Origin of the sequence: Protofrankia sp. CiP1_Cm_nod2 (assembly GCF_920664355.1) — a bacterium.
Lineage (GTDB): Bacteria > Actinomycetota > Actinomycetes > Frankiales > Frankiaceae > Protofrankia.
Map to the genome: position 1 here is coordinate 1 of NZ_CAKKTL010000215.1, position 8,868 is coordinate 8,868.

At 70.2% G+C, this 8,868-nt stretch carries 11 protein-coding genes; 8 read left to right on the forward strand and 3 right to left on the reverse strand.

Annotated elements, in window-relative coordinates:
* The first annotated feature begins 124 nt into the window (after window positions 1–124).
* From NBW84_RS19370 to NBW84_RS19390, 5 genes are all read left to right on the forward strand, one after another.
* A complete protein-coding gene (locus NBW84_RS19370; RefSeq protein WP_250286164.1) occupies window positions 125–382 on the forward strand; it encodes a type II toxin-antitoxin system Phd/YefM family antitoxin in 258 nt (85 codons plus the stop codon).
* A complete protein-coding gene (locus NBW84_RS19375) occupies window positions 367–801 on the forward strand; it encodes a PIN domain-containing protein (protein ID WP_250286166.1) in 435 nt (144 codons plus the stop codon). The genes NBW84_RS19370 and NBW84_RS19375 overlap by 16 nt, the downstream gene beginning before the upstream one ends.
* 272 nt (window positions 802–1,073) lie before the next feature.
* On the forward strand, window positions 1,074–2,030 hold the full coding sequence (gene ctaC, locus NBW84_RS19380; RefSeq protein WP_250286168.1) for an aa3-type cytochrome oxidase subunit II: 957 nt from the start codon (window positions 1,074–1,076) through the stop codon (window positions 2,028–2,030).
* Window positions 2,027–3,703 (forward strand): aa3-type cytochrome oxidase subunit I, encoded by a 1,677-nt coding sequence (gene ctaD, locus NBW84_RS19385; RefSeq protein WP_250286170.1) that lies wholly within the window; start codon window positions 2,027–2,029, stop codon window positions 3,701–3,703. The genes ctaC and ctaD overlap by 4 nt, the downstream gene beginning before the upstream one ends.
* 49 nt (window positions 3,704–3,752) lie before the next feature.
* Window positions 3,753–4,154 carry a cytochrome c oxidase subunit 4 gene (locus tag NBW84_RS19390; RefSeq protein WP_250286172.1) on the forward strand — a complete coding sequence of 134 codons (402 nt, stop codon included), beginning with the start codon at window positions 3,753–3,755 and terminating at the stop codon, window positions 4,152–4,154.
* A gap of 127 nt (window positions 4,155–4,281) precedes the next feature.
* Here NBW84_RS19390 and trpD read toward each other — a convergent pair whose 3' ends face one another.
* Together trpD and NBW84_RS19400 are read right to left on the reverse strand one after the other, a co-directional pair.
* A complete protein-coding gene (trpD, locus tag NBW84_RS19395; protein WP_250286174.1) occupies window positions 4,282–5,439 on the reverse strand; it encodes an anthranilate phosphoribosyltransferase in 1,158 nt (385 codons plus the stop codon).
* 110 nt (window positions 5,440–5,549) lie between these two features.
* Complete coding sequence (locus NBW84_RS19400; RefSeq protein ID WP_250286177.1) at window positions 5,550–5,969, reverse strand: hypothetical protein; 420 nt, start codon at window positions 5,967–5,969, stop codon at window positions 5,550–5,552.
* 441 nt (window positions 5,970–6,410) lie between these two features.
* Between NBW84_RS19400 and NBW84_RS19405 the strand changes: the two genes are divergently transcribed.
* The 3 genes from NBW84_RS19405 to NBW84_RS19415 all read left to right on the forward strand — a co-directional run bounded on the left by NBW84_RS19405 (window position 6,411) and on the right by NBW84_RS19415 (window position 8,269).
* On the forward strand, window positions 6,411–6,815 hold the full coding sequence (locus tag NBW84_RS19405) for a Fur family transcriptional regulator (RefSeq protein ID WP_250286184.1): 405 nt from the start codon (window positions 6,411–6,413) through the stop codon (window positions 6,813–6,815).
* A gap of 169 nt (window positions 6,816–6,984) precedes the next feature.
* A complete protein-coding gene (locus tag NBW84_RS19410; protein WP_250286179.1) occupies window positions 6,985–7,419 on the forward strand; it encodes a rubrerythrin family protein in 435 nt (144 codons plus the stop codon).
* Between the two features lie 253 nt (window positions 7,420–7,672).
* Window positions 7,673–8,269, forward strand: a complete 597-nt coding sequence (locus tag NBW84_RS19415; protein ID WP_250286181.1) for a DUF3501 family protein — start codon at window positions 7,673–7,675, stop codon at window positions 8,267–8,269.
* A 73-nt stretch (window positions 8,270–8,342) separates the two neighbouring features.
* Here the strand turns inward: NBW84_RS19415 and NBW84_RS19420 are convergent.
* Window positions 8,343–8,868 (reverse strand): cytochrome c oxidase assembly protein (locus tag NBW84_RS19420; protein ID WP_250286182.1); only part of this gene is annotated, 526 nt, incomplete at its 5' end.

The following is an 8,868-nucleotide window of genomic DNA, read 5'->3' on the forward strand; positions in this document are numbered from 1 at the left end:
CGATCGGTGGGCTCACGTCCGTCGGGCTCAAATGTAACCACGGTCCAGTTGCATTTCCGCGGGTGGTTACGTTTCCTCTCAGCAGCCACGTGCCTGTATCTGATTTTCAGATATGTTGGTGGTCATGCGCACTGTAACGGCGACCGAGGCGTCCCGCGGGTTCTCGGATCTGCTTGACGCGATCGAGGCCGGCGAGACCATCACAATTACGCGAGGTAACCGTACAATCGCGGAAATTAGGCCGGCGCGTCGGCGGACCGGAGCCGACCTTCGAGCCGTGCTTGTCGGCACCACGCCACCGGATGACACCTTCGAGGCGGACATCGCGGAGGCGGTCGGTCACCTGGCCGTGGACGAGGGCGACCCGTGGGCCGCCGCCTGATCCTCGACACCAGCATCCTCATCGCCTACGAGCGGGGAACGGTCGACCGCGCCGCCCTGGACGACGACGAGCTCGCGGCCGCGGCCGTGTCGATCGCCGAGTATCGGGTGGGGATCGAACTGGCCGACACCGCGGCCAGGGCCGCCCAGCGTTCACGGGCGCTGGCCGCCATGACGTCCGTGCTGGACGTGCTGGACTACACGCAGAGCACGGCAGCTCACCACGCCCGTCTCATCGTGGCCGCGCGCCGGATCGGACGGCGTCGCGGCGCCCACGATCTGATCATTGCGGCCCATGCGGCCGAGACCGGACGGATCGTCCTCAGCCATGACGCCAAGGCCCGTTTCGCCGATCTTCCTGGCGTCCTCGCGGTGGAGGCACAGGCGTCCTCCGGCCACGGATTCGGGAAGCCTCCGTAGCCGCGGGCTGCGGCGGGCCGTTTGTCGCACCGCAAGCCGGCGGCGGAGCGAAAAGGTGCTCCGGCGGGTTGTCCGGGATGCCTTCGCCGGCGCGGGAGGCGCTCCGGGCGGCCTTCCTCGGGGCGGAAGGGGTCACCTCCTGAGGCTCTGGCGTGATGCCGGACGGGTAGCTGGGATACGCTCCTGCCGCAGCATCTACAGCTTGTCGAAGAGCCCTGCGCCAGGCCCGGTTGGTTCGCCTGGGCCGGCGCATTCGTGGGAGGCAGGACCTGGTGACCCGATCCTTCGGCCGACCTCGGCCGTTGCCCGCCGATGTCGAGGAAGCGGCCGCCTCCGACGCTGCCCGGGCGGGGAGCACGAACCGCGCGCGAGGTTCTGATCACCGCGCCGCCCGCGCCCGTCCGTGGCGCCGCCGCCTGGCCCTGATGGCCGGGCTCGCGCTGCTTGTCATGACCGCGACCGGGTGTGATGTTCCCAACTTCGGTTTCCCCGACGGAGTGACGGACCAGACACCGCGCATCCTGAACCTGTGGCAGGGCTCCTCGATCGCGGCGCTCGCCGTGGGCGTGTTCACCTGGGGCCTGATCTTCTACGCGATCACCGTGTTCCGGAAGCGGTCGGACGACCTGCCGCGGCAGGTCCGCTACAACCTGCCGGTCGAGATCCTCTACACGGTCGTGCCCCTGGTCATCGTAGCCGGGCTGTTCTACTACACGGCCCGGGACGAGATCGAGATCAACCGGCTGCCACCCGACCCGGACGTCACGATCAATGTGATCGGTTTCCGTTGGAACTGGCAGTTCCGCTATCTCGACACCGGCCGCGACGGCACCGCCCCGATCGAGGTCACCGGCAAGCCCGGGGAGCCGGCCGTCCTGGTGCTCCCGCAGGGCCGGACGATCCGTTTCATCGAGACCTCGACGGACGTGATCCACTCCTTCTGGGTGCCCGACTTCCTGTTCAAGCGGGACGTGATCCCCGGCCGGATCAACCAGTTCCAGCTCACGATCACCAAGACCGGCACCTTTGTGGGCCGTTGCGCGGAACTGTGCGGGGTCGACCACGACCGGATGAACTTCTCCGTCAAGGTGGTCCCCGGTGACGAGTACGACCGGTTCATCGCCGAACGGACCCGCCCGGTCTCGGACGTGACCCCGGCCACAGTCACCGCCGCCGGGGCGCCCGCGCAGACATCCGCCGTACCGAACACCTCCGGGAGCCGACAGTGACACTGGTGCACGAGCCGCCGGCCGGCCACGTCGAGGATCTCCACACCAGGCCGCGGACGAACCTGCTCGGCTACCTGCGGACGACGTCCCACAAGGACATCGCCGTGATGTACGGCGTGACCGCCTTCGCCTTCTTCCTGTTCGCCGGGATCATGGCTGAGCTGATGCGGATCGAGCTCGCCCGGCCCGGTCTGCAGGTCCTGTCGAACGAGCAGTTCAACCAGCTGTTCACGATGCACGGCACGCTGATGCTGCTGATGTTCGCCACGCCTATGGCGTTCGCGTTCGCGAACTTCCTGATACCGCTGCAGATCGGCTCGCCGGACGTGGCCTTCCCCCGGCTGAACGCGCTGTCCTACTGGTTCTTCCTTTTCGGCAGCCTGACCGTCGTCGCGGGATTCCTGACCCCGGGTGGCGCGGCGGACTTCGGCTGGTTCGCCTACGCGCCGCTGAACAACTCGGTCTATTCACCGGGGGCCGGTGCCGACCTGTGGATTCTCGGCCTGGCGCTGTCGGGCCTGGGCACCATCCTCGGCGCGGTCAACATGATCACGACGATCCTCTGCCTGCGGGCGCCTGGGATGACGATGTTCCGGCTGCCCATCTTCTGCTGGAACTTCCTGATCACCTCGATCCTGGTGCTGGTAGCCTTCCCGGTCCTCACCGGCGCGCTGCTCGGGCTTGAGGCGGACCGCCGGCTGGGCGCGCACATATTCGACGCGGCCAACGGCGGCGCGATCCTGTGGCAGCACCTGTTCTGGTTCTTCGGCCATCCCGAGGTCTACATCATCGCCCTGCCGTTCTTCGGCATCATCAGCGAGGTGCTGCCGGTCTTCTCCCGCAAGCCGCTGTTCGGGTACAAGGGCCTGGTCTTCGCGACGGTCGGTATCGGCGCGCTGTCGGTGGCGGTGTGGGCACACCACATGTTCGCCACCGGCGCCGTCCTGCTGCCGTTCTTCGCCTTCCTCTCCTTCCTCATCGCGGTGCCGACCGGCATGAAGTACTTCAACTGGATCGGCACCCTGTGGCGCGGGCAGATCACCTTCGAGACGCCGATGCTGTTCGCGCTGGGCTTCCTCGTGACATTCCTCTTCGGCGGTCTCACCGGTGTGCTGCTGGCCAGCCCGCCGATCGACTTCCACGTCAGCGACAGCTACTTCGTGGTCGCGCACTTCCATTACGTCGTCTTCGGCTCGGTGGTCTTCGCCGCGTACGCCGGGATCTACTTCTGGTTCCCCAAGGTCACCGGGCGGCTGCTCGACGAGAAGCTCGGGAAGATCCATTTCTGGACGTTGTTCTTCGGCTTCCACCTCACCTTCCTGATCCAGCACTGGCTGGGTGTGAAGGGCATGCCGCGCCGGGTCGCCGACTACGCGCCCACCGACGGTTTCACCACCTACAACACGATCTCCACGGCCGGCGCGCTCCTGCTGGCCACCTCGACCCTGCCGTTCATCTACAACGTCTGGCGTTCGTACAAGAAGGGCGAGCTGGCCGTCGTGGACGACCCGTGGGGCTACGGGAACTCCCTGGAATGGGCGACGTCCTGCCCGCCGCCGCGCCACAACTTCCGCTCGCTGCCGCGTATCCGCTCGGAACGGCCGGCCTTCGACCTGCACTATCCGCAGGCGGCGGGCCGAGTCGACTACCACGCCACACCCGAAATCAGATAGCCGGCCCGTGGGCCGGCGGGAAAGCAGCTGAAAGGGAGGAGCAGTAGCCATGAAGATCGAAGGCGTGGTCTTCCTCGTGTTCACGATTTTCTGCGCGGTGGTCGACGTGGTCTACTGGTTCACGTCACAGGATCCGACCGGCACCGTCGCGTTGGCGCTGTGCGGCGGCCTCGGCCTGCTGGTCGGTGGCTACCTGCTGTTCACCGCCCGCCGGATCGGGGCGCGCCCGCAGGACCTGCCCGACGCCGAGGTCGCCGACGGGGCCGGGGAGCTCGGGCACTTCACCCCGGGCAGCTACTACCCGGTCTTCATCGCCCTCAGTGCCAGCCTGGTCGGCCTCGGCATCGTCTTCGGTGTCTGGCTCGCTCTGATCGGCGGGCTGCTGACGCTGTTCTTCGTCACAGGCCTGCTGTTCGAGAACCTGTGGCACCCACCCGTCCCCGAGGACTGATCGACAGGTTCCCGGTGGGCCGGACAGCGGCTCACCGGGAACAGGGCCCGGGTGCCGGTCGCGCCCACGCGCGGACGGCGACGAAGCTGCGACAGGGCCGGCCCGCCCTGTCCTGTGGGCGCTGGCCTCAGGCGCTGGTGGACGCGGCGGCGACAGCCGCCTGGCTCGTCCTGACCCAGCGTCCCAGCGCGGCTTCTGCCCCGCCGGAATCCAGCGACCACGCGGCCCGGCCGAGCTGACGCTGGATCTGCTCGCCCACCGGGGCGGCGGTCGGCCCGGTGGCGGCGACCAGAGCCGCCGCGGCGGCCAGCAGGACGGCGTCGCGCACCAGCCCGCGACGCCCGGCCAGCAGGACACGGGCGACCTCGGCGTTGTGGGCGGCGTCACCACCCCGCAGTTCCGCGGGGTCGCCGGGCTGGATGCCCACCGTCCGTGGGTCGAAGATCTCCTGCCGGACCGTGCCGCCACTGACCACCCACACCGTCGACGTGGTCGCCGGCGTGAGCTCGTCGAGCCCGTCGTCGCCCCGGAACACCAGGCCACGGGTGCCACGCGCGGCGAGCACGCCCGCGACGACCGGGGCCAGCCGCGGGTCGGCGACCCCGATGGCCTGGGACGCGGGCCGGCCCGGGTTGGTCAGCGGCCCGAGGATGTTGAAGAAGGTGGGCACGCCGAGCTCGCTGCGCGTCCCGGCCGCGTGGCGCATGGCCGGATGGAAGACCGGGGCGAAGCAGAAGGCCGCGCCGGCCCGGGCCAGGCAGGTGCCGACGGCGGCCGGCGGCAGGTCGATGACGACGCCGAGCTCCTCCAGCAGGTCGGCCGTTCCGCACAGCGAGGACGCGGCCCGGTTGCCGTGTTTGATCACGGGGATGCCGGATCCGGCGACCAGGAGCGCCGCCATGGTCGATATGTTCACCGAATGTGACCGGTCTCCGCCGGTACCGCAGGTGTCCACCGCGCGTTCCCGGACGTCGTCGGAGACCTCCAGCGGCGCGGCGTGCTCGAGCATCGCCTCGACCAGGCCGCGGACCTCCTCGGCGGTCTCACCCTTGGCCCGTAGCGCCACCGCGAAGCCGGCGATCCGGGCGGGTGACGCCGCGCCGGACATGATCTGCCGCATCGCCCAGCCGGTCTCCTCGGCGCCCAGTGCCTCCCCGCGCAGGAGCGCCGTGAGAAGCTCGGCCCAGCTCGGCGGGCCAGCGGGTGTGGGGCTGGCCGGCTCGTCGCTGTTCGTGCCCGTTGGCTGCGTGCCTGCTGGCTGCGTGCCCGTTGGCGTGGCCGTCATCCCTGTCTTTCCCCGCTGTGGTCGTATCCGGTTGCTTCCGGCGTCTGGTTGTTCCCGATGGCCCGGCCGCTCCCGGGCCGTTCCGGGCGCGGCCGCCGGGGCGGGCCGCGTCAGTGGTGGGCGGGGGAGGACTGCGCGCGGGGTGCCGGCGCGTGCCGGCGGCGCAGCAGTGTGACGACGGCCTCGGTGAGCTCGGCGGGGTCGACCGGGTGGGTGACCACCGCGTCCGCCAGGGACCAGCTCGCCAGCCAGCGGTCGTCACGGCGGGCGACCAGCAGGACGGTGGGCGGGCAGTCGGGGACCTCGTTCTTGAGCTGCCGGGACAGGCCCATGCCACCGCTGGGGGCGGCCTCGGCGTCCAGGACGCAGATGTCGGCCTCCCCGTGGTCGACCGCGTCGATCACGGACGGGCCGTCCGCGGCGTCCAGGAACTCCAGGATGCCGAGCTCGCGGTCGGGAAGCGGGCCGATGGCGAGCTTCACCCGCTCCCGGACCTCGGGCTTGTCCGCGTACACGAGAACGGTACTCATGCGACCGCAGGCCTTTCACTCGAAGCGGCCGTCGGCGGGATGGCGCCCGAGGGGAGCGTCAAGGAGCCGCGCACCGCGACCGCGGCGGTGTGCGCCCATGGCGGGTGTGCGCCCATGGTGCGATGCGCACCTGTGGCAGCAGCCCGCCCGCAGGGTATCCGATCGTGCCGACGGGTGACGCCCACGGCCGCGGCACCGATGCTGTGCGGGACACGCAGGGAGGATGCCGATGTGTCATCGCCCGCGCCGCCAGCGCGGGCGTGGCGGGTTTACGGGAGCCGCCTTCTTTGGTAGATAATGAGACTCGTTCTCAAAGTTGTCGATCATGACAGAACTCGTCGCGACCGGCTGTGACCAAACGTGACAAGACAATCGCGGATGGCCGGGCGGGGCGGGGGCGGGCGTACCGACAACATCGGGCGTGACAACATCGGACGTGACATGGACGGCCAGCAGGATCTCCGCCTCACCCCCCAGCGCCGTGCGGTGCTGGAGGTGCTTCGGGCCGTCCACAGCCACCCGACGGCGGCCGAGGTCTACGACCGCGTCCGGGAAGTCGCGCCAGGTATCGGCGCTGCCACCGTCTATCGGTCCCTGGGGCTGCTCGTCCAGGCCGGGCAGGCCCGTGAGCTCAGCCTCGGCAACGGTACGGCAGCCCGCTACGACGGGAACACCAGCCGTCACGACCATCTGGTCTGTGACCGCTGCGGACGAGCCGTGGACATCGATCTGCCAAGCCCGGTAGAGATGATCGTCAACGAGCTCGCGCACAGCACCGGCTTCGCGATCACAGGCTACGACCTGCAGTTGCGTGGCCTGTGTCCGTCCTGTCGACCGGGTGGCTGATCACCGGTAGCCCTGAAGACCATCGGCTGTCGCGCGGCCGGTGTCCCACCCGGGGTTTCCCGCGCCGCCACGAGCCACTCAATCCGAGCGGTCGCCGTCATCCCGGACGGCCGCACCCGAAGGACTCGCCTCGTTACCAGAGGTGACCGTACTCGAAGAAGGAGCACCCATGTCCAAGCTGGACGGCACGAAGACGCACGACAACCTCAAGGAGGCGTTCGCCGGCGAGAGCCAGGCGAACCGCCGCTACCTCTACTTCGCCCGGGTGGCTGACATCGAGGGCCTGACCGACGTCAGCTCGCTCTTCCGCGACACCGCCGAGGGCGAGACCGGCCACGCCTTCGGCCACCTGGACTTCCTCGCCAAGGTCGGCGACCCGGCGACGGGGAGCCCGATCGGCGACACCGCCAAGAACCTCGCCAGCGCCGTGGCGGGGGAGACCTACGAGTTCACCGCGATGTACCCGGGCTTTGCCAAGACCGCCCGCGAGGAGGGCTTCGAGGAGATCGCCGACTGGTTCGCCACTCTCGCGCGGGCCGAGAAGACCCACGCCGGCCGGTTCCAGAAGGCCCTGGACTCGCTGGAGACAGTCGCGGCGGAATAGCTCCGGCGGGCCGCACCGCTTCGGGCCGTCACCGGGGCGGGGCCGCCTGCCGCCGAGAGGGTATCCGGCCGGGGTGGACGCACGAGTCGCGTCCGCCCCGGCCGGTCCACGTTGTCGGCACGTGATGTCGCCGGTCCACGTTGCCGGCGTGCGCCCGGCGGACGGCCTCCCGGCCGCTTCACGATCTGGCGGATGCCGGCGTAGGATCCGGCGCGCCGCCCATGCCTTCGATGATCGTCAGGGAGTCCCAACGATGGCGCTCAGTGTTGCCGACATCATCACCGACCCCGAGGCCTACTCCGCCCAACGGCCGAGCCTGCGCGCCCGCATCCTGCCCGTGCGGGCGGAGCGCCGAATCCGGGTCGGCGACATGCTCCTGTTCGAGTTCGAGAACGAGCAGACCCTGCGCTACCAGGTGCAGGAGATGGTCTACACCGAACGGCTGCGCGACCCCTCGGAGGTCGCCCATGAGATCGACATCTATTCCCGCCTGCTGCCCTCCAGCCACACGCTGACCGCCACCCTGTTCATCGAGCTCGACGTCCTGGACACCGTGCGCGCGGAGCTGGAGCGGCTGGCCGGTGTGCAGCGCAGCATCCGGCTGGAGATCGGCGGCGTACCGGCACCGGCCGAGGAGGTCCTCAGCCCCGACGAGGACCCGGACGTCCCGAGCCAGACCGTGTCCGTGCACATGCTGCGGTTCCTCCTCAACGACGCCACCCGGGACGCCTTCCGGGATCCGGCCGTGCCGGTCGAGCTGGTGGTTGACCACCCCGCGTACAACGAGGCGACACCGGTCACCGGCGCGACCAGGACGTCCCTGATCGCGGACCTCTCGCTACGCGGCTAGCCGCCCCGCCGGCTGGCGGCGGGACGGCTGGCGGCGAGGCGGATGCCGCGGCCCGGACCCGGCAGCGGCCTCGTCAGCCCTGTTCCGTCCCCCGCGTCTGGTCACGGACGGTCGCGGGCCGGCGCGGGGCGGCGGTGTCGCTCGCGGCGAGCCGGGCCAGCCAGGCGTTGTAGGCCGCCTCCCGGGCGAGCAGCTCGGCTTCGGGGTCGCTCTGCGGCGCGGGCCCGGGCCCCTCTTCCGCATCCCGTTCCCGCCCCGCATCCCGCGGCTGCCCGGGCGCGTCCGGGCGGGGCCGGGCAGGGCCGGTGGCGGCGTCGAGCAGCCGGTCCAGGCGGCGGTCCTCGCGGGCGGCCTCCCGGTCGTCCGCCCGCGACCACTGGATGAACAGCGCGATGAACACCAGAGCGCCGACGATCTCGCCGGCGGCCCACATCAGCCCGGCGCCGGTCTGCTGGTCGCTGAGCGGGCTGGACCCCCAGGTCCGGCCGAGCGCGGTGTACCAGTCCGCGGCGAAGACCTCGTCGGTGGTGAACATCGCCAGCGCCCACAGCGCGTGCATCGGGAAGGTCACGAACAGCAGGAGCAGCCGCCCCCAGTAC

Coding starts and splice junctions, on each gene's coding strand:
- NBW84_RS19370 (WP_250286164.1), top strand. CDS start 125: ATGCGCACTGTAACGGCGACCGAGGCGTCCCGCGGGTTCTCGGATCTG.
- NBW84_RS19390 (WP_250286172.1), top strand. CDS start 3,753: ATGAAGATCGAAGGCGTGGTCTTCCTCGTGTTCACGATTTTCTGCGCG.
- trpD (WP_250286174.1), bottom strand. CDS start 5,439: ATGACGGCCACGCCAACGGGCACGCAGCCAGCAGGCACGCAGCCAACG.
- NBW84_RS19400 (WP_250286177.1), bottom strand. CDS start 5,969: ATGAGTACCGTTCTCGTGTACGCGGACAAGCCCGAGGTCCGGGAGCGG.
- NBW84_RS19405 (WP_250286184.1), top strand. CDS start 6,411: ATGGACGGCCAGCAGGATCTCCGCCTCACCCCCCAGCGCCGTGCGGTG.
- NBW84_RS19410 (WP_250286179.1), top strand. CDS start 6,985: ATGTCCAAGCTGGACGGCACGAAGACGCACGACAACCTCAAGGAGGCG.
- NBW84_RS19415 (WP_250286181.1), top strand. CDS start 7,673: ATGGCGCTCAGTGTTGCCGACATCATCACCGACCCCGAGGCCTACTCC.